At 72.9% G+C, this 23,616-nt stretch carries 17 protein-coding genes; 1 reads left to right on the top strand and 16 read right to left on the bottom strand.

All coding sequences use genetic code 11. From position 1 onward, the window contains the following. Positions 1–136: 136 nt before the first annotated feature. From AB0P24_RS09590 to bldG, 9 genes are all read right to left on the bottom strand, one after another. On the bottom strand, positions 137–1,342 hold the full coding sequence (locus AB0P24_RS09590; RefSeq protein ID WP_365791930.1) for a DNA polymerase III subunit delta': 1,206 nt from the start codon (positions 1,340–1,342) through the stop codon (positions 137–139). A gap of 221 nt (positions 1,343–1,563) precedes the next feature. Continuing rightward, positions 1,564–4,830: a dTMP kinase gene (tmk, locus tag AB0P24_RS09595; RefSeq protein WP_365791932.1), complete on the bottom strand. Its 3,267-nt coding sequence runs from the start codon at positions 4,828–4,830 to the stop codon at positions 1,564–1,566. A 275-nt stretch (positions 4,831–5,105) separates the two neighbouring features. Continuing rightward, entirely contained in the window at positions 5,106–7,949 is a 2,844-nt protein-coding gene (gene topA, locus AB0P24_RS09600) for a type I DNA topoisomerase (protein WP_365791934.1), read from the bottom strand. A 255-nt stretch (positions 7,950–8,204) separates the two neighbouring features. Next, positions 8,205–8,402: a hypothetical protein gene (locus AB0P24_RS09605; RefSeq protein WP_365791936.1), complete on the bottom strand. Its 198-nt coding sequence runs from the start codon at positions 8,400–8,402 to the stop codon at positions 8,205–8,207. A 370-nt stretch (positions 8,403–8,772) separates the two neighbouring features. Next, complete coding sequence (locus AB0P24_RS09610) at positions 8,773–10,293, bottom strand: class I SAM-dependent methyltransferase (RefSeq protein ID WP_365791938.1); 1,521 nt, start codon at positions 10,291–10,293, stop codon at positions 8,773–8,775. A 281-nt stretch (positions 10,294–10,574) separates the two neighbouring features. Further along, entirely contained in the window at positions 10,575–11,225 is a 651-nt protein-coding gene (locus AB0P24_RS09615; RefSeq protein WP_365791940.1) for a small secreted protein, read from the bottom strand. Positions 11,226–11,533: 308 nt separating this feature from the next. Next, positions 11,534–13,942 (bottom strand): sodium-translocating pyrophosphatase, encoded by a 2,409-nt coding sequence (locus tag AB0P24_RS09620; RefSeq protein WP_365791942.1) that lies wholly within the window; start codon positions 13,940–13,942, stop codon positions 11,534–11,536. 324 nt (positions 13,943–14,266) lie between these two features. Beyond that, the gene (locus tag AB0P24_RS09625) at positions 14,267–14,701 is read right to left on the bottom strand and encodes an ATP-binding protein (RefSeq protein ID WP_365791944.1); all 435 of its coding nucleotides are present in this window, start codon (positions 14,699–14,701) and stop codon (positions 14,267–14,269) included. A 241-nt stretch (positions 14,702–14,942) separates the two neighbouring features. Beyond that, positions 14,943–15,284 carry an anti-sigma factor antagonist BldG gene (bldG, locus tag AB0P24_RS09630; RefSeq protein WP_010986038.1) on the bottom strand — a complete coding sequence of 114 codons (342 nt, stop codon included), beginning with the start codon at positions 15,282–15,284 and terminating at the stop codon, positions 14,943–14,945. Positions 15,285–15,363: 79 nt separating this feature from the next. On the opposite strand from bldG, the gene AB0P24_RS09635 reads away from it, so the two are divergent. Next, positions 15,364–17,814, top strand: a complete 2,451-nt coding sequence (locus tag AB0P24_RS09635; protein ID WP_365791946.1) for a DEAD/DEAH box helicase — start codon at positions 15,364–15,366, stop codon at positions 17,812–17,814. On the opposite strand, the gene AB0P24_RS09640 is transcribed toward AB0P24_RS09635, so the two are convergent. From AB0P24_RS09640 to ssd, 7 genes are all read right to left on the bottom strand, one after another. Next, positions 17,783–18,277 (bottom strand): Rv3654c family TadE-like protein, encoded by a 495-nt coding sequence (locus AB0P24_RS09640; RefSeq protein WP_365792095.1) that lies wholly within the window; start codon positions 18,275–18,277, stop codon positions 17,783–17,785. The two genes, AB0P24_RS09635 and AB0P24_RS09640, sit on opposite strands and share 32 nt — an antisense overlap. Positions 18,278–18,378: 101 nt before the next feature. Beyond that, positions 18,379–18,693: a TadE family type IV pilus minor pilin gene (locus AB0P24_RS09645; protein ID WP_365791948.1), complete on the bottom strand. Its 315-nt coding sequence runs from the start codon at positions 18,691–18,693 to the stop codon at positions 18,379–18,381. A 28-nt stretch (positions 18,694–18,721) separates the two neighbouring features. Continuing rightward, positions 18,722–18,901 (bottom strand): DUF4244 domain-containing protein, encoded by a 180-nt coding sequence (locus tag AB0P24_RS09650; RefSeq protein WP_234540082.1) that lies wholly within the window; start codon positions 18,899–18,901, stop codon positions 18,722–18,724. A gap of 95 nt (positions 18,902–18,996) precedes the next feature. Continuing rightward, the gene (locus AB0P24_RS09655; protein ID WP_365791951.1) at positions 18,997–19,785 is read right to left on the bottom strand and encodes a type II secretion system F family protein; all 789 of its coding nucleotides are present in this window, start codon (positions 19,783–19,785) and stop codon (positions 18,997–18,999) included. After that, positions 19,782–20,651 (bottom strand): type II secretion system F family protein, encoded by an 870-nt coding sequence (locus tag AB0P24_RS09660; RefSeq protein ID WP_365792097.1) that lies wholly within the window; start codon positions 20,649–20,651, stop codon positions 19,782–19,784. The genes AB0P24_RS09655 and AB0P24_RS09660 overlap by 4 nt, the downstream gene beginning before the upstream one ends. 126 nt (positions 20,652–20,777) lie before the next feature. Next, positions 20,778–21,959: a TadA family conjugal transfer-associated ATPase gene (locus tag AB0P24_RS09665; RefSeq protein WP_365791953.1), complete on the bottom strand. Its 1,182-nt coding sequence runs from the start codon at positions 21,957–21,959 to the stop codon at positions 20,778–20,780. Further along, on the bottom strand, positions 21,956–23,056 hold the full coding sequence (ssd, locus tag AB0P24_RS09670) for a septum site-determining protein Ssd (protein ID WP_365791955.1): 1,101 nt from the start codon (positions 23,054–23,056) through the stop codon (positions 21,956–21,958). The genes AB0P24_RS09665 and ssd overlap by 4 nt, the downstream gene beginning before the upstream one ends. Between the last annotated feature and the right edge of the window lie 560 nt (positions 23,057–23,616).

Below are 23,616 nucleotides of genomic sequence, written 5' to 3' on the forward strand. Positions count from 1 at the left end.
GCGTAACGCCGCGAAATGATCTACATGCCGTGCGTGAGGTCTGTGGCTCGTACGGGTGACCCCGGTCAACGCCGTGCACCAAGCGCCGTTGCACCAAGCGCCTTGCACCCGCCCGCGTGCCCTGTCGGTGTCGTCGTCAGCCCGCTCTGAGCGCCATCGTCATCGCCTCCACCGCCAGCAGCGGCGCCACATTGCGGTCGAGGGCCTCCCGGCAGGCGGCGATCGCCTCGATCCGGCGCAGCGTGGCCTCGGGCGAGCCGGCGCGGGCCAGCCGCTCCAGGGCGTCCTCGGCGTCCTCGTTGGCAATCGCGACTCTGGAGCCCAGCTGGAGGGCGAGGACGTCGCGGTAGAAGCCGGTGAGATCGGTGAGGGCGACGTCGAGGCTGTCGCGCTGGGTCCTGGTGCGGCGGCGCTTCTGCATGTCCTCCAGGTCCTTCATCACGCCTGCCGTGCCGCGCGGCAGCCGCCCGCCCTGGACCGCGCCGAGGGCCGCCTTCAGCTCCTCGGTCTCCTTGCCGTCCATCTCCTCGGCGAGCTGCTTGGCGTCCTCCGCGGCCGCGTCCACCAGCTCCTGGGCCGCCTTCAGGCACGCGCCGATCTCGTCCAGCCGCAGCGGCAGCTTCAGTACGGCCGCGCGGCGCGCGCGGGCGGCCGGGTCGGTGGCCAGCCGACGGGCCCGGTCGACGTGTCCCTGGGTGGCGCGGGCGGCGGCCGCGGCCACCTGGGGCTCGATGCCCTCGCGCCGGACGAGCATGTCGGCGACCGCCTCGACCGAGGGCGTGCTCAGGTTCAGGTGGCGGCAGCGGGAGCGGATGGTGGGCAGCACGTCCTCCAGGGAGGGGGCGCAGAGCAGCCAGACCGTGCGGGGGGCGGGCTCCTCGACGGCCTTGAGGACGGCGTTGGCCGACTTCTCGTTCAGCCGCTCGGCGTCCTCGACCAGGATGATCTGCCAGCGGCCGGTCGCCGGGGCCGTGTACGACTTGCGGACCGTGTCTCGCATGTCCTTGACCAGGATCTCGGCGCCGACGGCGGCGACCGTGGTGACGTCCGCGTGGGTGCCGACCAGGGCGGTGTGGCAGCCGTCGCAGAAACCGCAGCCGGGGACGCCGCCCAGGGCGCGGTCGGGGCTCACGCACTGGAGGGCGGCGGCGAAGGCCCGCGCCGTCTGGTGGCGGCCGGCGCCGGGCGGACCGGTGAACAGCCAGGCATGGGTCATCTTCGACGACTCCGGCGGCGGCTGGTCGGTCGCGGCGGCGGTGACGAGGGCGTCGGCGTCCCGGGCGGCGGCGGTGAGCACCTCACTCACCCGCTCCTGCCCGACGAGGTCGTCCCACACGCTCATGGGTCACGCCGCCCTTTCGTCATACGTACCGGTCCGGACTCTGCCGGTGCCGGTTCCATGGCCCGGACCCCACCCGCTCCGTGGTCCGGGATCCACCCGCCCAGTGGCCCGGAACTCACCGGTGGTGTGGTCCGGACTCCATTGTGCGGGTGCCCACTGACAACGGGGGCGGGGGCGGCACCGGCCGGCACCCCGACCAGCACCGCCCCCGCGCGGGAACCTCAGCCGCGTCGACCGCGACCCCGGCGGCCCCGCTCGTCGTCGTGCTCGGGCTCCTCGTACGACCCCAGCAGCTCGTCGGCCAGCGACGGCAGGTCGTCCAGCGGGGTCTCCTCGGCCCAGTCGGGCCGGGGGCGCCGGCGCGGGGCCGGGCCGGCGGCGTCGACCTGCGGCAGCTCGCGGGTGCGGTCATCGGAGCCGTCGGGGTTCCCGCCGGCCCGCTCGTCCCGGAAGAAGCCGGGCGGCATCCGGTCCGCCGGGGGGTCGGTGGGAGCACCGGCATCGTCGCGCACGGGAGGCAGTACGGCCGTCTCGTCGGCCGGGCCCACGGCAGGCAGCACCGCGGTCTCGTCAGCCGCACCCGGCGTCACCGGGGGCAGCACCGCCGTCTCGTCAGCCGCACCCGGCGTCACCGGGGGCAGCACCGCAGTCTCGTCGGCCGCTCCCGCAGGCCGCACCGGCGGCTGCGGCAGCTGAGCCGTCACCTCGGAGTCGGACTCCGGGGCCGCGGCCGGCTGCTCGTCCCGCACCGGGCGCAGCACCTTCGTCTCGTCGTCCCGGGTCTGAGGCCGTACCACCGGCGTCGGCATGGTCGCCGCCTCCGGCGTGACCCCCGGAGCCGTCGGCTGCCGGACGGCGGACTGCCGGGCGGCCAGGTCGGCCGCTGCCGCCGCCTCCGCCGCGACGCGCCGGGCCTCCTCGGCCTTGAGCAGGGCCTCCTCGGCCTTGCGCTGCTTCTCCAGGCGCCGTTCCTCGGCCTCGGCGCGCAGCCGGGCCTCTTCCTCGGCCTGCTTGCGGCGCCGTTCCTCCTCGGCCTTGCGGCGGGCCTCGGCCTCCGCGCGGGCCTTCTCCTCGGCGAGCAGCCGGGCCTGCTCCTCCTCGGCCCGCTTACGCGCCTCCTCGGCCCGCACCCGGGCCTCCTCCGCCTGCCGTTCGGCCTCGCGGCGCTGCGCCTCCTCCAGCTCGCGGCGCTTGCGCTCCTCCTCCTCGGCGCGCAGCTTGGCGAGCTGCTCCTGCCGCTCGCGCTCCAGGCGCTCCTCCTCGGCCTTGCGGGCCGCCTCTTCCTCCGCCTTGCGGCGGGCCTCCTCCTCGGCCTTCCTGCGCGCCTCCTCGGCGGCCTTGACCTCGGCCTCGGACAGCGGCAGCACGGTGTCGAGCCGGGCCCGGATGACGGTGGTGACCGACTCGGGCTCCTGGCCTGCGTCGACCACCAGGTAGCGGCCGGGGTCGGAGGCGGCCAGCGTCAGGAAACCGGCCCGCACGCGCGCGTGGAACTCGGCGGGCTCGGACTCCAGCCGGTCGGGCGCCTCGGTGAACCGCTCGCGGGCCGTCTCCGGCTCCACATCCAGCAGGACGGTCAGATGCGGGACGAGCCCGGCGGTCGCCCACCGGTTGATGCGGGCGACCTCGGTCGGGGACAGGTCCCGGCCCGCGCCCTGGTAGGCGACGGAGGAGTCGATGTACCGGTCGGAGATGACGACCGCGCCACGCTCCAGGGCGGGCCGGACGACGGTGTCGACGTGCTCCGCGCGGTCGGCGGCGTACAGCAGCGCCTCCGCGCGGTGCGACAGGCCGGCGGACGAGACGTCCAGGAGGATCGAGCGCAGCCGCTTGCCGACCGGGGTGGCGCCCGGCTCGCGGGTGAGGACGACCTCGTGGCCCTTGGCGCGGATCCACTCCGCGAGGGCCTCGGCCTGGGTGGACTTACCGGCGCCGTCGCCGCCCTCCAGGGCGATGAAGAAACCGTCGGCCGTAGGTACCTGCGCCGGGTCGTCGCCGCCGAGCACCGCGTCCCGCAGGTCGTGGCGGAGCGGTACGCCCGAGCGGTCGTCGACCTTGGCGAGCACCAGGGCGGCCACCGGCAGCAGCAGCGCGCCGACCAGCATCAGCGTGAAGGCGGCGCCGCCGTGCGCGAACACGAACTTGCCGTTCTCCAGCCGGTGCGGTCCGATCAGCGCGGCCACCAGGGGGGCGATCAGCGCGCCGAGCGCTATGGCGACCCGGACCACCGCGTGCAGGTGCTCGGTCGTCCGCGCCCGGCGGAAGTCCTCGGTCTCCTGGTCGAGCAGCGTGTGCCCGGTGTTGGCGGCCACGCCCGCGCCGATGCCGGCCAGCGCGACGATCAGCAGGACGGAGGTGACGTCCGGGACCAGGCCCGCGGCGAGCAGCGCGATGCCGGTGAAGGCGATCGCCAGGAACAGCAGGCGACGGCGGGAGAGCGTCGGCAGCAGCGAGGGCGCCGTACGGATGCCGACGGCGACCCCGCCGGTCAGGGCGAGCACCAGCAGGCCGTAGAGCACCGGGCCGCCGCCCAGGTCCCTGGCGTGCAGCACGGAGACGGCGACCGCGGCGGAGATCGCCCCGGCGACGGCGGCGCAGGCCAGTACCAGGAGCGGGATGGCGCCGGTGCGGCCGGTGTCGGTGCCGGCGGCGGTCCTGGGGCGGCGCAGGCCCTCCAGCGGCGACCGCGCGCGCGGGGTACGGGTGCCGGGCACGTCCAGGTAGACCAGCACCGAGAGGGACGCGGCGAACAGGCCCGCGGCCACGTACGACCCGAGGGCCGCCTGGTGCTGGGCGAACCAGGCGATGCCGGTGCCCAGCAGGTTGTTGATCAGCGACGCGAGGACCAGGGCGGCGGCCGCGAGCGGGATCGCCAGGAACGTCGTGCGCAGCGACAGACGGCGCAGGGCGTCCAGGTGGTCGGGCAGCGGTCGTACCGTCGCGCCCTCCGGGGGCGGGGCGGGCAGCAGCGCGGGGGCCGCGCTCTCCCGGCAGACGGTCCACAGGCGCTCGGCGACTCCGGTGACGAAGGCCGTCACCAGGACGAGCGTCAGGGCGTTCGCCGGCGTCCAGTCGATCCACAGCGGCGCGATGATCAGCAGGACGGTGCGCAGGCCGTCGGTGCCGACCATGGTCCAGCGGCGGTCGAGCGGGCCGTCCTGCGCGGTCAGCGCGGTGAGCGGGCCCAGCAGGACGGCGCCGAAGAGCAGGGTGGCGAGAACGCGCACCCCGAAGACGATCGTCACCGCGAGCGCCGCGCCGCGGTAGCCGCCGCCGAAGGAGCCCTGAGCGACGGCCGCCTGGAGCGTGAGCACGACAAGCACCAGCAACGCCAGGCTGTCGCCGATTCCGCTCACAAGCTGGGCGCTCCACAAGCGCCTCAGCTCTGGTCGGCGCAGCAGAGAGCGGACGGCGCGCTCGCGGGAATCCGCTACCAGCGCGTCGTCAGGTTCTGTCTGGGGGGCCGTTGGCTGCTCGGCTCGCGTCATGCTTTCAGCCTATCGGCAGCCAAGGACAGCCTGTCGCGACCGTCCACAGGTACACCCGCCCCGACACCAAGTTGATGCCGGGACGTGCACAATGCGAAGCCGATGTGAGGACCTGAGGGCGTCTCAGCCCTCCGATCGGTCCTGCGATCGGTTCTGCGATCGGTTCTGCGATCGGTTCTGCGATCGGTCCTGCGATCGGTCCTGCGATCGGTTCTGCGATCAGACCTCCGCGGCCAGTACTTCGCGGTCAGACCTCCGCGGTCAGACCTCCGCGATCAGTCCTCCGCGGTCGCCCTCCGGGAGGCCGTCGCCTTCTTGGCCGCCGTCTTCGCCGTGGTCGCCGTGGTCGTCGTCTTCTTCGCGGCGGTCTTCTTGGCCGCCGTCTTCTTCGCCGGCGCGGCCTTCTTGGCGGCCGCCGTCTTCTTCGCGGGCGCCTTCTTCGCCGTCTTCTTGGCGGGCGCCTTGGCCCGCTTCTCGGCGAGCAGCTCGTAGCCGCGCTCCGGGGTGATGGTCTCGACGCTGTCACCGGAGCGCAGCGTCGCGTTGGTCTCCCCGTCGGTGACGTACGGCCCGAAGCGGCCGTCCTTGACCACGACCGGCTTCTCGCTGACCGGGTCGGTGCCCAGCTCCTTCAGCGGCGGCTTGGCGGCGGCCCGGCCGCGCTGCTTGGGCTGGGAGTAGATCTGCAGCGCCTCTTCGAGGGTGATCGTGAAGAGCTGGTCCTCGGAGGTGAGCGAGCGCGAGTCCGTGCCCTTCTTCAGGTACGGCCCGTAGCGCCCGTTCTGCGCGGTGATCTCCTGGCCCTCGGCGTCGGTGCCGACGACGCGCGGCAGCGACATCAGCCTGAGCGCGTCATCCAGCGTGACCGTGTCCAGGGACATGGACTTGAAGAGCGAGGCCGTGCGCGGCTTGACCGCGTTCTTGCCGGTCTTCGGGGTGCCCTCGGGCAGCACCTCGGTGACGTAGGGGCCGTAGCGGCCGTCACGGGCGATGATCTGGTGGCCGGTCCGCGGGTCGACGCCCAGCTCGAAGTCGCCGCTCGGCTTGGCGAGCAGCTCCTCCGCGAGCTCGACGGATAGCTCGTCGGGAGCCAGGTCCTCCGGCACGTCCGCCCGCTGGTGGCCCTCGGAGTCCTTCTCGCCGCGCTCGATGTACGGGCCGTAGCGGCCGACCCGCAGCACGATGCCGTTGCCCACCGGGAACGACGACACCTCGCGCGCGTCGATCGCGCCCAGGTCGGTCACCAGTTCCTTGAGGCCGCCGAGGTGGTCCCCGTCGCCGTTGCCGGCGTCGGCCGCGCCACCGGTGGCCGTGCCCTCGCCGCCCTCGCCGAAGTAGAAGCGCTTCAGCCACGGCACCGCCTGGGCCTGACCGGCGGCGATGCGGTCGAGGTCGTCCTCCATCCTGGCGGTGAAGTCGTAGTCGACCAGTCGGCCGAAGTGCTTCTCCAGCAGGTTGACCACGGCGAAGCTCAGGAAGGAGGGCACCAGGGCCGTCCCCTTCTTGAACACGTAACCCCGGTCGAGGATCGTGCCGATGATCGACGCGTACGTCGACGGACGGCCGATCTCGCGCTCTTCCAGCTCCTTGACCAGCGAGGCCTCGGTGTAGCGGGCCGGGGGCTTGGTGGCGTGCCCGTCGACCGTGATCTCCTCGGCGCTGAGCGCGTCGCCCTCGCCGACCTGGGGTAGCCGGCGCTCGCGGTCGTCCAGCTCGGCGTTCGGGTCGTCGGCACCCTCGACGTAGGCCTTGAGGAAGCCGTGGAAGGTGATCGTCTTGCCGGAGGCGCTGAACTCGACGTCCCGGCCGTCGGCGGCGGTGCCACCGATCTTGACGGTCACGCTGTTGCCGGTCGCGTCCTTCATCTGGGAGGCGACGGTCCGCTTCCAGATCAGTTCGTAGAGCTTGAACTGGTCGCCGGTCAGGCCGGTCTCGGCGGGGGTGCGGAAACGATCACCCGAGGGGCGGATCGCCTCGTGCGCCTCCTGCGCGTTCTTGACCTTCGCGGCGTACGTCCGCGGGGCTGAGGGCAGGTAGTCGGCGCCGTACAGCTGCGTGACCTGGGCGCGGGCGGCCGCGATCGCGGTGTCGCTCAGCGTCGTGGAGTCCGTACGCATGTACGTGATGTAGCCGTTCTCGTACAGCTTCTGGGCCACCTGCATGGTGGCCTTCGCGCCGAAGCCGAGCTTGCGCGAGGCCTCCTGCTGGAGGGTCGTCGTACGGAACGGGGCGTACGGAGAGCGGCGGTACGGCTTGGACTCGACCGAGCGGACCGAGAACCGGGTGTTCTCCAGGGCGGCGGCGAGGGCGCGGGCGTTCGCCTCGTCGAGGTGGAGGGTGTTCGCGGTCTTGGGACGGCCGAGCGAGTCGAAGTCACGGCCCTGGGCGACGCGCCTCCCGTCGACGGCCTGCAGGCGGGCCACCAGCGACGACGGGTCCGACGGATCGCCCGCGCGGCCGGTCGCGAAGGTGCCCGTCAGATCCCAGTACTCCGCGGAACGGAACGCGATGCGCTCGCGTTCCCGCTCCACCACGAGGCGGGTCGCCACGGACTGGACACGGCCGGCCGACAGGCGCGGCATGACCTTCTTCCACAGGACCGGCGAGACCTCGTAGCCGTAGAGGCGGTCGAGGATGCGGCGGGTCTCCTGGGCGTCGACGAGCTTCTGGTTGAGCTGGCGCGGGTTGGCCACGGCGGCCTGGATCGCGGACTTGGTGATCTCGTGGAAGACCATCCGCTTGACCGGGACCTTGGGCTTGAGCACCTCCTGGAGGTGCCAGGCGATCGCCTCGCCCTCGCGGTCCTCATCGGTGGCGAGGTAGAGCTCGTCGGAGTCCTTCAGCAGGTCCTTGAGCTTCTTGACCTGGGCCCGCTTGTCCGCGTTGACCACATAGATCGGTTCGAAGTCGTGCTCGACGTCCACGCCGAGGCGGCGGACCTCGCCGGTGTACTTCTCGGGCACCTCCGCGGCGCCGTTGGGAAGGTCACGGATGTGCCCGACGCTCGCCTCGACGACGTATCCGGGGCCCAGATAGCCCTTGATCGTCTTCGCCTTGGCGGGCGACTCGACGATGACGAGTCGGCGGCCGCCCTGTGCGGTCTCGCTGGTCGGGGACAACTTCGCTCTTCTCTCCGGTCGACGCTGGGGCCTCCCCAGGCCTTGCTCCCGGGGTCGTGGCACGGGCAGGGGCGCCCGCTCACTTGGTGACGCTGCGGAGTGTGACGGTACATCCCGCCCCCGTGTCAAACGGGAAAAGCTCACAACGGCCACTCGAACGGTAACCCGACTACCGCCATTCCTGCCGCCCGGAGTCCCCGGTCGTCCTTCGGACCCGGTCCGGAGCGTGACGCTCCGATTACCGGAAGGCCGCCTTCAGGGGCGGGTCAGGCAGTACGCCCCGAGGCTCAGGGAGATCATCGCGGCGACGCCCGCGAGGGTCGCGGATGCGACCTGACTCACACCCTGGGCGACGGGTTCACCACGCCGGAGCCGGATGCCGGTCCACACCAGCAGCGCGCCCCCGAACAGGGCGAACACCACCCCTGCGAAGATCGCCGGTCCGCTCTCCATGGCCCGCGCACCCCTTCCCTGCCGCCCGTGACTGCCCAGCGCCCGGAGACTGGCACGCACGGGCGGCGGACGGGCGGCCGAGGGGCGAAATCCGGGTGAACGAGCGACCGTAAGACTCTCGAACATCAGATCGATGGCCTAGTGGCGCACCGGCCGTGGACCGGTGACGAACAGCGAGGGGCCCGCGACGGGCCACGGGGCGAACGTTCCGGCCAGATTTTCCGGCCTTTTTTCTCCCGGCTTTTCTCCCGGCGCGCCCGACAGGCTCCCCCGGCGTTGCCGGCGGGCCTTTCCGGCTTGTCCGGCCGGCCTTCCCGCGGGTGCGCCGGCCCGCCCTCACGCGGGCCCGCCAGGCATGCCTTCCGGTCCGTCAGACCGCCGGCTCCAGGAACCCTTGCTCCACCAGCAGCCGGATCTGCGCCGGGGTGCGGTCGCGCAGCAACACCGGGTCCTCGCCCATCAGTTGCGCGATGGCGTCGAGAATCCGCCCCGCGCTCAGCGTGCCGTCGCACACCCCTGCGAATCCGGCGCCCACCGTGTCCACCTTGGTCGCGCGGCGCATCCCGCGGTGCTGGCGCAGCACCACGTGCTCCGGGTCCTCGGCGCCGGGCAGCCCGACCTGCTCCTGGACCACCTCGACGGCCAGCCTGAAGCGGCCTTCGAGGAGATCCGCGTCGTCGTGGTCACGGAGGTAGTCGAGACGGTCGAAGTGGGCACGGATCGCCTCACCGAGCGGCTGTTCGATCGGATGCGGCCACTCCTCCACGGTGACCGAGGGCACGGCGGCGTCCGTCTTCCGCAGCGTGATCCAGCCGAATCCCACCCCCTTCACCTTGCGCGTCTCGAACTCGTCGAGCCACGCGTCGTACCGCGCCTGGTACTCGGCCGGGTCCCCGCGGTGGTCGCCGGAGTCCCTGAGCCACAGCTCGGCGTACTGGTTGACGTCCTGCACCTCGCGCTGCACGATCCACGCGTCGCAGCCGCGCGGCACCCAGGACCTCACCCTGTCCTGCCAGTCCTCCCCCGCGACGTGCTGCCAGTTGGCGAGGAACTGCGCGAACCCGCCCTCGGTCAGCCGCTCCCCGGCCTGTTGAACGAGCGAGCGGCACAGATCGTCCCCGCTCATCCCGCCGTCCCGGTACGTCAGCCGGGCGCCCGGTGAGATCACGAACGGCGGGTTGGAGACGATCAGGTCGAACGTCTCCCCGTCCCTGACCGGCTCGAAGAGCGAGCCCTCGCGCAGGTCGGCCGCCGGTGCGCCGGAGAGCGCCAGCGTGAGCGCCGTGATGTGCAGCGCGCGCGGGTTGAGGTCGGTCGCCGTCACGCGCGTGGCGTGCCGGGCGGCGTGCAGGGCCTGGATCCCGGAGCCGGTACCGAGGTCGAGGGCGGCGGCGACGGGCGTACGGACGGTGATGCCGGCGAGGGTCGTGGACGCCCCGCCGACCCCGAGGACGACCCCCTCGTGCCGCTGGCCGATGCCCCCGGCGCCGCCGACGGCACACCCGAGGTCGGACACGATGAACCAGTCCTCGCCGTCCGGCCCGCCGTACGGCCGTACGTCCACGGTGGCCGCGACCTCGTCGCCGCCCACACCGGTCAGCCAGCCGCTGTCCAGGAGGTCGTCCACGGGCAGGAAGTCCGCCACGCGCGCGTGCGGCACGGGTTGCTGGAGCAGGAACAGCCGGACGAGCGTCTCCAGGGGCGTGTCCCCGCGGGTCGCGCGGAGCGCGGGCACCGTCTCGCTGCGGGCCAGCGCCGCGTACGCGGGGGCGCCGAGCAGGTCGAGCAGCCCGTCGGCGGTGAAGGAGGCGCCCAGCAGGGCGGTGCGCAGCCGGGCGGCGACGTCGGGGCGGTCGGAGGCGGGCAGGGTGGTGAGGCCGGAGTCAGTCACGCCCTCCATTGTGTCCCGCGCACCCGCCCGCCCGCGGGCTCAGCACACGGCCGCGGGCCGCCGAACCCCGCACGGCGCACGGCAGCGGACCGCCGAACCCCGCTCGGCACGCGGCCTCGGCCGGCGGGGCTCAGCACACCGCCGCCCGCGCCCCGGCCCACGACGCCCGGCCCCGCCGCAGCCCCACCCACAGAGCCCCAGCCACAGCCCGCCCTCAGCCGCAGCCCGTGACGCTCGCTCCCGCCTCGGCCCGCGGTCGAGGACTTCAGCGGTCGAGGACCTCAGCCCGCGGTCGAGGACTTCGGAGACGCCGTCGCAGACGATGCCGGCGCCGACGCCGGAGACGACGCCGCCGAGGACGTAGACGCGGAGACCTTCTTGCAGCTGGCCTGTTCGGCGATCGCGTCCTTGACCTCGCCCTGCTCCAGGGCGTTCAGCGCCGCGGTACCGCTCTTGCTCTGCGTCTCCAGCTGCGTCGTCTGGGAGGCGATGTCCTGCAGACCGGAGGCGAACTTGGCCTGGTCCTTGGTGTCGAGCGCGTCGACCTTCTTCTTCAGGTCGGCGTACGACGCGGAGAGGCTGTTGAGGGTCGTGACGACGTTCTGCTGGCGCTTGGCGCCCTCGTCGACCCCGGGGGGCGCGCCGGCGCCGCTGATGGCGGAGGCGAGCGCCTTGTAGGCGTCGGACATGTCCTGGAAGGCCTTGGAATCGGTCTTCTGGATGGTCGCGGGCGAGCTCGTGGTGTCCGAGACCGCCGTGGAGATCGCCTCGTTCGCCGCCTTGATCTTCGCGTCCTGCGCCGGGACCGCGTCGCACACGGTCTTGGCCCAGGCGATCAGCTTCGGGTCGGTGCCCTTGTTGCTGCTGCACCCGGACAGCGCCACCACCAGTACCGCACCGCTGGACAGTGCGGCCGCGAGCTTCTTGTTCACCGGATCGGTCCCTTCCATGGCTCTCGGCCCCCGGAATCTACACGGCGGACGGACAGCACCCCCATGGAGAGCACCCACTAAGTATGCTTTTAGGGAAATTTGCACCAGGGAGAGAAGGCTCACGACGAGACGACGCGCACATCCTGGCCCCGGACGCACTCCGGCGCACGGAACGCGGCGAGCGCGCGCCGTACGGAGGCGGGCTGCCCGGGCACGCGAAACGGGCGGACGGCGTGTCAGCACACGCCATCCGCCCGCTCGTTGACCGGTTCCCCTCGCAAGGGCCCCGGTGGGTGCCGTAAGACCGCCTACGGAACCACCGCGGGATCCGCCGACTTGGCCACGTGTTCGGCACTGTCCTCGTCGTCGCCGACGGCGATTCCGCGCCGCTTGGAGACGTACACCGCGCCGACGATCACGATCAGCGCGAAGACCGCGATCAGGATCCGGATGCCGATGCTCTTGTCCTGCCCGTAGGAGAACTTGATCACCGCGGGCGCGATGAGCAGGGAGACCAGGTTCATGACCTTGAGCAGCGGGTTGATCGCGGGGCCCGCGGTGTCCTTGAAGGGGTCGCCGACCGTGTCGCCGATGACCGTGGCCGCGTGGGCCTCGCTGCCCTTGCCGCCGTAGTGACCGTCCTCGACGAGTTTCTTGGCGTTGTCCCAGGCACCACCGGAGTTGGCCAGGAAGACGGCCATCAGGGTGCCCGCGCCGATCGCGCCCGCGAGGTAGGAGCCGAGGGCGCCGACACCGAGCGTGAACCCGATGAAGATGGGCGCCATCACGGCGAGCAGTCCCGGCGTGGCCAGCTCCCGCAGGGCGTCCTTGGTGCAGATGTCGACGACCTTGCCGTACTCGGGCGTCTCCGTGTAGTCCATGATCCCGGGGTGCTCGCGGAACTGCCGCCGCACCTCGAAGACCACCGAACCCGCCGAACGCGACACGGCGTTGATGGCGAGCCCGGAGAAGAGGAAGACGACCGCCGCGCCGGCGATGAGGCCGACGAGGTTGTTCGGCTGCGAGATGTCCATGGACAGGGTCAACGGCGCGCCCGCGCCGGTCAGTTTCGCGCCCACGTCCTGCACGTTCGTGGTGATCGCGTCCCGGTACGACCCGAAGAGCGCCGACGCCGCGAGGACGGCGGTGGCGATGGCGATGCCCTTGGTGATGGCCTTGGTGGTGTTGCCGACGGCGTCCAGGTTGGTGAGCACCTGCGCGCCCGCGCCCTCGACGTCGCCGGACATCTCGGCGATGCCCTGGGCGTTGTCGGAGACCGGCCCGAAGGTGTCCATGGCGACGATGACGCCGACCGTGGTGAGCAGGCCGGTGCCGGCCAGCGCCACCGCGAACAGTGCGAGCATGATCGACGTACCGCCCAGCAGGAACGCGCCGTAGACGCCGAGGCCGATCAGCAGGGCGGTGTAGACGGCCGATTCGAGGCCGACCGAGATACCGGCGAGGACGACGGTGGCCGGGCCGGTGAGCGAGGACTTGCCGATGTCCATGACCGGACGCCGGTTGGTCTCGGTGAAGTAGCCGGTCAGTTGCTGGATGACGGCCGCGAGCAGGATGCCGATGGCGACCGCGACGAGCGCGAGGATCCGCGGATCGCCGTCCTTGGCCCTGATGGCCGCGTCCGTGACGCCGTTGAGGTCGGAGTACTTCCCCGGCAGGTAGACGAAGACCGCGACCGCGACCAGCACCAGCGAGATCATCGCGGAGATGAAGAACCCGCGGTTGATGGCGCTCATGCCGCTGCGGTCGCTGCGGCGCGGGGCGACCGCGAAGATGCCGATCATCGCGGTGAGCACGCCGATGGCCGGCACCAGGAGCGGGAAGGCCAGTCCGGAGTTGCCGAAGGCAGCCTTGCCGAGGATCAGCGCGGCGACCAGGGTCACGGCGTACGACTCGAAGAGGTCGGCCGCCATGCCCGCGCAGTCGCCGACGTTGTCGCCCACGTTGTCGGCGATGGTCGCGGCATTGCGCGGGTCGTCCTCCGGAATGCCCTGTTCGACCTTGCCGACCAGGTCGGCGCCGACGTCGGCGGCCTTGGTGAAGATGCCGCCGCCGACACGCATGAACATGGCGATCAGGGCGGCACCGAGGCCGAAGCCTTCGAGCACCTTCGGCGCGTCGGCCGCGTAGACCAGCACCACGCAGGAGGCGCCGAGCAGGCCGAGCCCCACCGTGAACATGCCGACGACGCCGCCCGTGCGGAAAGCGATCTTCATGGCTTTGTGCGAGACGGCGGTGAGATCCTTTTCCGGTTCGCCTTCCGCCGGAGTGGCCTCGCGGGCCGCCGCGGCGACGCGCACATTGCTGCGTACGGCGAGCCACATGCCGATATAGCCGGTGGCCGCCGAGAACGCCGCGCCGATCAGGAAGAAGATCGACCGTCCGGCGCGCTGATTCCAGTCGTCCGCGGGCAGCAGCATGAGCAGGAAGAACACCACGACGGCGAATACGCCGAGGGTGCGCAGCTGCCGGGCCAGATAGGCGTTCGCGCCTTCCTGGACCGCCGCCGCGATCTTCTTCATGCTGTCGGTGCCCTCGCCCGCCGCGAGCACCTGGCGCACCAGGATCCACGCGACCACGAGCGCGGCCAGCGCCACGGCGGCGATGACCGCCACCAGGACCCGGTTGTCGTCGGTCAGGACTGCGGCCGCGATGGTTGTGGGGTGGCCAAACTGATGAGGGGTAGAAAGCCCCGCCATTCGTCCTCCTTGACGCTTGGGCTGAGCTCAAGATGTGGACGGATTCTAGGTACCCGCGAGTGATCTAAACAGGGGACGGTAAACGGAATTGGCCTTCTCGTGCCTCTTCAGCAAATGATCGAGGTCACGCCGACGAACCCGAAAGCGGTAATGCCCTAAAAGCATTGACGACGGCGTTTACTTGATCAAATTATCACCCGTTTGATCGTGAAGGAATTCACTAAATCCATTCGGACGAGATCACTGTAGGACCGGCGGTGGGCGACGCGCACATGCCGAAGGGCCCTACTCGGTAGGGCCCTTCGGCACAGAGTCGGGATGACGCTAGGTGAGCGCGACCCCGGGCGGGGTCGTCGGCCAGGTCATGCGGATCAGCCCGCCGTGCTCCCCGGCGGTGACCTCCACGTCGTCGACGAGGCCGCTGATGACCGCGAGGCCCATCTCGTCCTCCTCGGCCTCCACGTCGGTGTCCGCCGCGCCTGCGGACGCCCGGTCACCGGGAACGGAACGGGGTGCCTCGTCGCCGACCTCGATGGAGAACTGTTTCTCCTCTTCGATCAGCGCCACCCGCACCGGCTCGGCGATGCCGGCGGTCCGGTGCAGACCCACGGCACGGGAACAGGCCTCGCCGACGGCCAGCCGGACCTCGTCCAGGACGGCCTCGTCCACTCCGGCCCTGCGAGCCACCGCCGCCGCCACCAGTCGGGCGGTGCGGACGTGCTCGGGCAGCGCGCTGAAGCGGAGTTCAACGGTGGCCATACGTCCCCCTCGGAACTACGGGCGTGCGATGGGGGCCGGGCCGCCGAAGAACCCGGGCCCCCGATGAATTGCGTCCGCCACGGGCGGTGCGGCCCGTGAACGGCTGCCGGCACGGGCACGCGGGCCCGAACGGGCGGGGGCGGCACGAGCGCCCGTACGACGCGTACGAGCCCGTGCCGAGGGCCGGCCGGCCGGACGTCACGGACCGATGGAGGTCCGGAGTACGTCGGCCGGCCCGGGGTCAGTCGGTGGCCGCCACCGCTTCCTCGACCGAGGTGTGGATCGGGAACACCTTGGTGAGGCCGGTGATACGGAAGATCTTCAGAATGCGCTCCTGGTTGCACACCAGGCGCAGCGAACCCTCATGGGCACGCACCCGCTTCAGGCCGCCGACCAGTACGCCGAGCCCGGTGGAGTCGAGGAAGTCCACGCCCTCCATGTCGACGACGAGGTGGAAATTCCCGTCGTTCACCAGCTCGACCAGCTGCTCGCGCAGCTTGGGCGCGGTATATACGTCGATTTCGCCACCGACCTCGACGACCGTACGATCGCCGACTGTACGGGTCGACAGGGACAGGTCCACGGATCCTCCAGCACCTTGCTATCGAGCGGTCGCCCCTCGGGACTCGTCTTGCGGCCCCCGGGACGGTTCGCCAGCCGCGATGGCATTCAATCACTTACCGGCAGGCGTGCACGACGCCTTGGCCCCATTGTCCGTCATGCCAGTGACACACTCGGTCCCGATGGCCATAAATCACCGATCCGATCGACCGCCGGTTCCGGCCGCGTCCGGGTTCTCTCCGGGCACGGTCCTGGACCGGCTCGCCTCCGGGCCGAGCCGGGCTTCGCGCATCACTCATACGGAGCACTTGCCCCCGCGTGCGGGCCGGCATGCCGTCTGGCCTGACCGGATTCGTTCGGAGGTCGTCGCGGCCGTGCGGGCGTGCGGCATCGAGCACCCCTGGGAACACCAGGCCCTGGCCGCCGAGCACGCCCTGGACGGCGACTCGGTGGTGGTCGCCACCGGCACCGCCTCCGGCAAGTCCCTGGCCTATCTCGTACCGGTGCTGTCCACCCTCCTGGACGGATCCGAGGCCGCCAACGGCCGCGGCGCCACCGCCCTCTACCTGGCGCCCACCAAGGCGCTGGCAGCGGACCAGTGCCGTTCCGTGAAGGAACTTTCACAACCGCTGGGCCCGGCCGTGCGGCCGGCCGTGTACGACGGCGACACCCCGTACGAGGAACGGGAGTGGATCCGCCAGTACGCGAACTACGTGCTCACCAACCCGGACATGCTGCACCGCGGCATCCTGCCCGGGCACGCCCGCTGGTCCTCCTTCCTGAAGTCGCTGAAGTACGTCGTCGTCGACGAGTGCCACACCTACCGGGGCGTCTTCGGCTCGCACGTCGCCCAGGTGCTGCGCCGGCTGCGCCGCCTGTGCGCCCGCTACGGTGCCTCCCCGGTCTTCCTGCTGGCCTCGGCCACCGCCGCCGAGCCCGCCGTGGCCGCCGGTCGCCTCACCGGCCTGCCGGTCGTGGAGATCGCCGACGACGCCTCCCCGCGCGGCGAGCTGGTCTTCGCCCTGTGGGAGCCGCCGCTGACCGAGCTGCACGGCGAGAAGGGCGCCCCCGTCCGCCGTACCGCCACCGCCGAGACCGCCGACCTGCTCACCGACCTCGCCGTGCAGGGCGTGCGCTCGGTCGCCTTCGTGCGCTCCAGACGCGGCGCGGAGCTGATCTCCGTCATCACCCAGGAACGGCTGGCCGAGGTGGACCGTTCCCTGGCCCGGCGTGTCGCGGCCTATCGCGGCGGCTACCTCCCCGAGGAGCGGCGCGCCCTGGAACGCGCGCTGCACTCCGGGGAACTCCTCGGACTTGCCGCCACGACGGCCCTGGAGCTGGGTGTGGACGTCTCCGGGCTGGACGCCGTACTGATCGCCGGGTATCCGGGTACGAGGGCCTCTGTGTGGCAGCAGGCGGGCCGGGCGGGCCGCGCCGGGCAGGGCGCCCTCGCCGTCCTGGTCGCCCGCGACGACCCGCTGGACACCTTCCTCGTCCACCATCCCGAGGCGCTGTTCGACCAGCCGGTGGAATCCACCGTCCTCGACCCCGACAACCCGTACGTCCTCGCCCCGCACCTGTGCGCCGCCGCGGCCGAGCTCCCCCTCACCGACGACGACCTGGGCCTCTTCGGCCCCGCCTGCAAGGAGCTGCTGCCGCAGCTGGAGGCCGCGAAGCTGCTGCGCCGCCGGACCAGGGCCTGGCACTGGACCCGCCGGGAGCGGGCCGCCGACCTGACGGACATCCGGGGCGAAGGCGGCCGCCCGGTGCAGGTCGTCGAGGCGGGCACGGGGCGCCTGCTCGGCACGGTGGACGCGAGCGCCGCCCACTCCACGGTCCACGAGGGCGCGGTCCACCTCCACCAGGGCCGCACCTACCTCGTGCGGTCCCTCGACCTGGAGGACTCGGTGGCCCTCGTCGAACAGGCCGAGCCGCCGTACTCCACGGTCGCCCGCGACACCACGGCCATCTCCGTCCTGGAGACGGACACCGAGGTCCCCTGGGGCGACGGCCGCCTCTGCTACGGCTCCGTCGAGGTCACCAACCAGGTGGTCTCCTTCCTGCGCCGCCGGCTCATCACCGGCGAGGTCCTGGGCGAGACGAAACTCGACCTCCCTCCCCGTACGCTGCGCACCCGCGCGGTGTGGTGGACCGTCACCGAGGACCAGCTCGACGAGGCCCGGATCAACCCGGAGATCCTCGGCGGCGCCCTGCACGCCGCCGAACACGCCTCCATCGGCCTGCTCCCGCTCTTCGCGACCTGCGACCGCTGGGACATCGGCGGCGTGTCGATCCCGCTGCACCCCGACACGCTCCTGCCCACGGTCTTCGTCTACGACGGCCACCCCGGCGGCGCCGGCTTCGCGGAACGCGCCTTCCACACGGCCCGCACCTGGCTGACGGCCACCCGGGAGGCGATCGCCGCGTGCGAGTGCGACGCCGGGTGCCCGTCCTGCATCCAGTCCCCCAAGTGCGGCAACGGAAACGAGCCGTTGCACAAGCGGGGGGCGGTGCGACTCCTCACGGCGCTGCTGCGGGGGGCGCCGGAGTAGCCGGAACAGGTGCTTGCGTGCGTACCGCTGCCTGGGGGCCGGTCGCGCCCACGCGGCGGAGCCGCAGATGTCCCAGCCTCGCGCCCCTTTGCGGCGCGTCGCAGCCGGGGCCCGCTCCGGCGTTGCAGCCGGGGCCCGCTCTGGCCCTGACCTCGGCCGCGAACGGCCCCGCTCCCGACGCCGCCGACACATCCGACACGTCCCCCACGAGCACGCACCGTGTAAGTCGTGCCCCCTGTGCCCGGGCCACGCGGTCGGCCTTGGCGCAGGCCGCCGCCGTCCCCTCGGCCCAGTGATCCGCCGCCGCGAGCGCGGCCATGTCGGCGCCTCCGGCCGCGCGGTGCCGGACCACGACGGCCTGACCGAGGCCGAGCACGACACCGAACACCACGCAGAGGACGCCGATCGCCCCGACGGTCCAGACGGTGGCCGACCCTCGATCCGCAGCCCACCGGCTGGACAGCGCCCTGAAGGGGCGCGGGGCTGTGACCTTTGCGGCTCCGCCGCGTGGGCGCGGCCGGCCCCCACCGGCCCGCAGCTGCGCAACCAGACCCCGCCGCCCCCTCACGACGCCTCCAGCAACGCGACCGCCGACTCCCGCACCTCGAACGGCAGCACACCCAGCACCGGCGGCCTCGCCACCACCGTCACCCGTACCTCGTCCCCCTCCCGGCCGACCGTCACCGTCGCCCCGGCCGGCGCCGCCTCCTTCGTCACCGCGATCACCGCGTCCTCGGCGTCCTGCCGCGCCGCGGCCCGCGCCCCGGTGCGGGCGGCGTCCACGCACCGGATCTGGGCGGCCACCACGAGCAGCCCCCACACCAGCGCCATCGTGAACGCCACCAGCACCGGCAGCACCACGGCCGCCTCCGCGGTCACGAACCCCCGGTCCGCCCCGCGCCCCCGCTCACATCCGCGCACTGAGGGCTCGTTTCACGATGTCCTGGAGCTCCGCGCTGACCTGCCCGCTCGTCACGACCGCGTAGAGGACCGCCGCGAACCCGACGGCGGCGATGATCCCCATCGCGTACTCGGACGTGACCATCCCCGCGTCCCGGCGCAACAGCATCCTCATTTTCTGGTACATCTCGACTCCCTTGAACTCGCGTGAACTTCCTCGAATCGCGCAAACTCGCCTGACCTTGACGTCAGTTCCGGACGGCGGCTCCGTTGTCTCGCCCTTCACCCACCACCCCCTCGCAGCACCCCGCCCGCGAGTCCGATCACCACGGGGAGCACGCCCACCGCGATGAACGCGGGCAGAAAGCACAGCCCCACCGGCGCCGAGATCAGCACGGCCGCCCGTCGCGCCCGCCCGGTCGCGTTTCTTGCCCATTCGGCGCGGGCGTCCGAGGCGAGCCGGGCGACGGGTGCGGCCGCCGGCAGCCCGGACTCACCGGCGCGCTCCAGCAGCCGGGCCAGGGCGGCGGCACCCGGCAGAGCGGCCAGCCGCCGCCAGGCAGCCGCCGGCTCACCGCCCAGCCGCACCTCCGCCGCGCCCCGCGCCAGCCCTTCCCCGACGGGTCCGCCGAGGGCCTCTCCGACGGCCTGGGCGGCGACCACCGGACCGGCCCCGGCGGCGATACAGGCCGCCAGGAGGTCGGCGGCGAGCGGGAGTTGGCGAGCGGCCTCGGCCGCCTCCGCCTCGGCCGCCCGGCCTGCGTCACCGGTCCGGCTTCGCCACCGCCACAGCCCCACCGCGATCCCCAGTCCCAGCAGCGCCCCGGGTACCCCGCCGACCAGCGCCCAGCCGCCGCACACCGCACCGACGACCGGCAGCCACCTGCGGACGGCACCGCTGACGTCGGAGCGGCTCTGTGCCCGCTCCGGCCTTTGCGGACCAAGCAGTCCGGCGACCTTGCGCCGGGTCCAGCGCCTGCGCCTGGCCCCCTCCAGCCACCATGCCGACCAGCCCAGGGCCGCCAGCACCGCGACCGTCACCCCCAGCCTGTGGACAGCCTCCGCGCTCACGCCGCCTCAGCTCCCCGCACGATCCGGGTCGCCCACCACATCCCGGCGCCTTCGAACACCGCGCCGGCGGCCAGGCAGCCCAGGCCGGCGCCGGTGTGCAGCAGCACCCGCAGCGGGTCGGCGCCCATGGCCGAGCCGAGCAGCAGGCCGAGGGCGGGCAGGGCGGCGAGCAGCACCGCGGTGGCCCGGGCGCCCGACAACTGGGCTCGCAGATCGGCACGTTGGTCCCGTTCCGCGCGCAGGGCGGCGTCCAGGCGGTCGAGGCCGGCCGCGAGACCGGCGCCCTGGTCGACGGCCACCCGCCAGCAGGCCGCGAGCCCCAGCAGGCCGTCGGCGCCGGGCTGCCGCGCCGCCACCGCCAGAGCACCCGGCACGTCCCCGCCGAAGCGGGCCGCCGCGACCACCGTCGGGCGGGCCTCGCCGAGGCCACCGGAGTCCCGCGCGGCCCGCAGCAGGGCCTCACCCGGCTGCCGTCCCGCGCGTACCTCGCCGGCGAGCGCCCCGCACAGCGCGATCACCGCGTCGGCGCGCGTCTGCCGGGTCCGCCGAGCCTGCCGGGCCAGCCGTACCCGGCGCAGCACCGGCACCCCGGCGGCTCCCGCGAGGACCGGAAGGACCGAGGCGGCGAGGAGCGCGAGCGCGACACCGGCGGCCAGGGCCCACCACTCACTCCGCCAACGGCCGTGCAGCCGCCGCAGTTCCGCGAGCGCCCGCTCCCAGGAGGGCGGCCCGGTGGCCACCACCCCACCGCCGGCGAGCAGCAGCCGCGTCCGGCGTACCTCGCGCTGCCGCTCGGCCAGGAGCCAGGCCATGACCCCACCGCACACCAGGGCCGCACCGGCCGTCGTCTCACCCATCAGACACATCCCTTTCACGTCGTGGATCACTGGCGTCACTTCAGGCCGGCATCAGCCGGCCGCTTCGAGCTCACAGGCCCTCATGCCGTCGCTTCGAGCCCGCCAGCCCTCATGCCGTCGCTTCGAGCTCACAGCTCACAGCGCGCCCTCATCACCGCCGAGCAGCCCTCGCAGCCGCTCCCACCCCCGCTCCCGTGCGAACGCCTCCGCGTCCCAGCGCAGCGCCGGTACCGTCCGCACCAGCCCGGAGGGGTCCCGCTCCAGAACGTGCACCTCGGCGATCCGGCGCCGGCCCGCGTGGTCCCTTACGAGGTGCAGCACCACCGACAGCGCGGCCGCCAGCTGGCTGTGCAGGGCGGCCCGGTCGAGCCCGGCCGCCGTGCCGAGGGCCTCCAGGCGGGCCGGTACGTCCGCGGCCGCGTTGGCGTGCACGGTGCCGCAGCCGCCCTCGTGGCCGGTGTTGAGCGCGGCCAGCAGGTGGACCACCTCGGGCCCGCGGACCTCGCCGACGACGAGCCGGTCGGGCCGCATCCGCAGGGCCTGCCGGACCAGGTCCTCCAGGGTGACCAGGCCGGCCCCCTCCTGGTTGGCGGGTCTGGTCTCCAGCCGTACGACATGCGGGTGTTCGGGCCTGAGCTCCGCCGAGTCCTCGGCGAGCACGATCCGCTCCCCCGGTCCGACCAGGCCGAGCAAGGCGCTCAGCAGGGTCGTCTTCCCGGTGCCCGTGCCGCCGCTGACGAGGAAGGAGAGCCGGGCCGCGATGAGCGCCCGCAGGATCCGGTCGCCGCCGGGCGGCACGGTCCCGGCCGCGGCCAGTTCGTCGAGTGTGAACGCCCGGGACCGGACCACCCGCAGCGACAGGCAGGTGCAGCCCACGGCCACCGGGGGCAGGACCGCGTGCAGGCGGGTGCCGTCGGGCAGCCGGGCGTCCGCCCAGGGACGCGCGTCGTCCAGGCGCCGGCCGGCCACCGCGGCCAGCCGCTGCGCGAGGCGTCGTACCGCCGCCGCGTCCGGGAAGGCGACCGGGGTGAGTTCCAGGCCGCCGCCGCGGTCCACCCAGACCCGGTCCGGGGCGGTCACCAGGACGTCGGTGACCGCGGGGTCGGCGAGCAGGGGTTCCAGGGGGCCGCTGCCGACCAGTTCGGAGCGCAACCGCTCGGCCGCGCCGAGGACTTCGGCGTCACCGAGGACCCGCCCCTGGGCGCGCAGCGCCTGTGCCACCCGCGCGGGTGTCGGTTCGGCGCCGCGCTCGGCGAGCCAGCGCCGTACCCCGTCGAGCAGGGCCGGACCGTCATCCACCGCGGCGTCGGACCTCATGCGACACCACCGGCCTCGACCAGCGTGCGCTCCCAGAAGCCCTTGCAGAAGCGGCCCAGCGGGCCGCGTGCCGCGGAGCCCGGCGGTTTCCGGTTCGGCCGGGACAGGCCGGGTTCGTCGGGTACCTCGCCGGCCAGCGGCAGGCCGAGCAGGCGGGCCACCTCGCGGTCGTCCAGCCCCGGCGCGTACGGCCCCCGTACCGCCACCCTGAGATCGCGCACGACCATGCCGACGGTGGCCGCCACCCGTGCGGCCGCCGCGATCGCGCGGAGTTCGGCGGGGACCACCAGGACGGCGAGGTCGAGCTGGGTGAGGACCTCGGCGACCTCGTCGTCCAGGCGGCGCGGCAGGTCGACGACGACCGTGCCGCCGCGCCGCCGGGCTGCCGCGAGCACCGCGCGGACGGCGGGCGGCGGGATCGCCACGCAGTCGCCGCGGTCCCAGCTGAGGATCCGCAGCGAGTGCAGTTCGGGCAGCGACTCCTCCAGGGCACCGCTGCCGAGCCGGCCGCGTGAGGCGGCGAAGGCGGGCCAGCGCAGGCCCTCGGCCGTCTCGCCGCCGAGGAGTACGTCGATTCCGCCGCCCAGCGGATCCGCGTCCACCAACAGGGTGCGCAGTCCCTCCCGCGCGGAGGTGACGGCGAGCGCGCAGGCCAGCGTGGAGGCACCGGCCCCGCCCCGGCCGCCGATGACACCGACGGTGAGGGCCGGGCGGCCCACGCCCTCGACGACGTCGGCGATCCGGTCCACGAGCCACTGCTCGCCGTCGGGCAGCATCAGGACGTGGTCCGCGCCGATCTCCACGGCCCGTTTCCACACATCGGGGTCGTCCTGGTCGAGGCCGACCAGGACGACCCCGCGCCGGCGCGCGGCCCCGCGCACCCGCCGGGCGGCGTCGTCGCCGACCAGGACCAGCGGGGCGGACTCCCAGCCGCCGCCGTGTTCCGGCGGGCGGTGGTGGACCTCCGGTTTGGCGCCGGCCGCCGCGCACAGGCGCAGCAGGTCGTCGAGGAGTTCGGCGTCCTCGGTGACGATCATCGGGCGTCCGGGCCGTCCCGAGGCGGCGGACGGCGGGTCGTGGGTGACGGTTTTGGCCACGTGGGCTTCCCCCTTGGCTGCGTTCTCCCGCATGGCCCCCGCGGCCACGCGATTCCCAAACGTGCGGAGAACCGGCGATCGGCCTCCATATGCACGGCCGGCAGAAACCGGCCATTGGCGCCCGACAAACGGAACCGGCCATGAACTCGCCGCCGCCGGAGCGCGCTGGAATCACGGTGCAGCGAACCCGGAAATCGTGTGGATCTTGGTCCGAAACTGTGGACAACTCGATGGTTGTGAATATCGCTGTCGCCCATACCGGTGAGGTCCGTCCCGGGGGTCTGCGCGGCTTCCACAGCGCAGCGCTTCGGCTACCGAGCGTGATGAATCATGGACATGCGAGAAGGGCGGCCGGAGCCGCCCGACGAAGGCCTCAGGGCCCGCGAGAGAGGAGGAAAACCCACCCGGACATGCGACGACCCCCACCGGGGGGGAGAGTGGGGGTCGTCTCCACGGCCGACTCGGGGGGGGAGGAGCCGGACCGGGTTAGCACGGTCGCGAACGATCCGTGACTTCCATGGTGTACCCGAGAGCCTTCTCAGGCAAACCCACACGCCCCA

The sequence above is a fragment of the Streptomyces sp. NPDC086519 genome (assembly GCF_040686075.1).
Taxonomy (GTDB): domain Bacteria; phylum Actinomycetota; class Actinomycetes; order Streptomycetales; family Streptomycetaceae; genus Streptomyces; species Streptomyces shenzhenensis.

Excerpts from the sequence above, each read along its gene's own strand:
- AB0P24_RS09635 (WP_365791946.1), top strand. The coding sequence starts at position 15,364 with ATGGCATTCAATCACTTACCGGCAGGCGTGCACGACGCCTTGGCCCCA.
- AB0P24_RS09650 (WP_234540082.1), bottom strand. The coding sequence starts at position 18,901 with ATGTACCAGAAAATGAGGATGCTGTTGCGCCGGGACGCGGGGATGGTC.
- tmk (WP_365791932.1), bottom strand. The coding sequence starts at position 4,830 with ATGACGCGAGCCGAGCAGCCAACGGCCCCCCAGACAGAACCTGACGAC.
- AB0P24_RS09620 (WP_365791942.1), bottom strand. The coding sequence starts at position 13,942 with ATGGCGGGGCTTTCTACCCCTCATCAGTTTGGCCACCCCACAACCATC.
- AB0P24_RS09660 (WP_365792097.1), bottom strand. The coding sequence starts at position 20,651 with ATGTGTCTGATGGGTGAGACGACGGCCGGTGCGGCCCTGGTGTGCGGT.
- AB0P24_RS09605 (WP_365791936.1), bottom strand. The coding sequence starts at position 8,402 with ATGGAGAGCGGACCGGCGATCTTCGCAGGGGTGGTGTTCGCCCTGTTC.
- AB0P24_RS09625 (WP_365791944.1), bottom strand. The coding sequence starts at position 14,701 with ATGGCCACCGTTGAACTCCGCTTCAGCGCGCTGCCCGAGCACGTCCGC.
- AB0P24_RS09590 (WP_365791930.1), bottom strand. The coding sequence starts at position 1,342 with ATGAGCGTGTGGGACGACCTCGTCGGGCAGGAGCGGGTGAGTGAGGTG.
- AB0P24_RS09665 (WP_365791953.1), bottom strand. The coding sequence starts at position 21,959 with ATGAGGTCCGACGCCGCGGTGGATGACGGTCCGGCCCTGCTCGACGGG.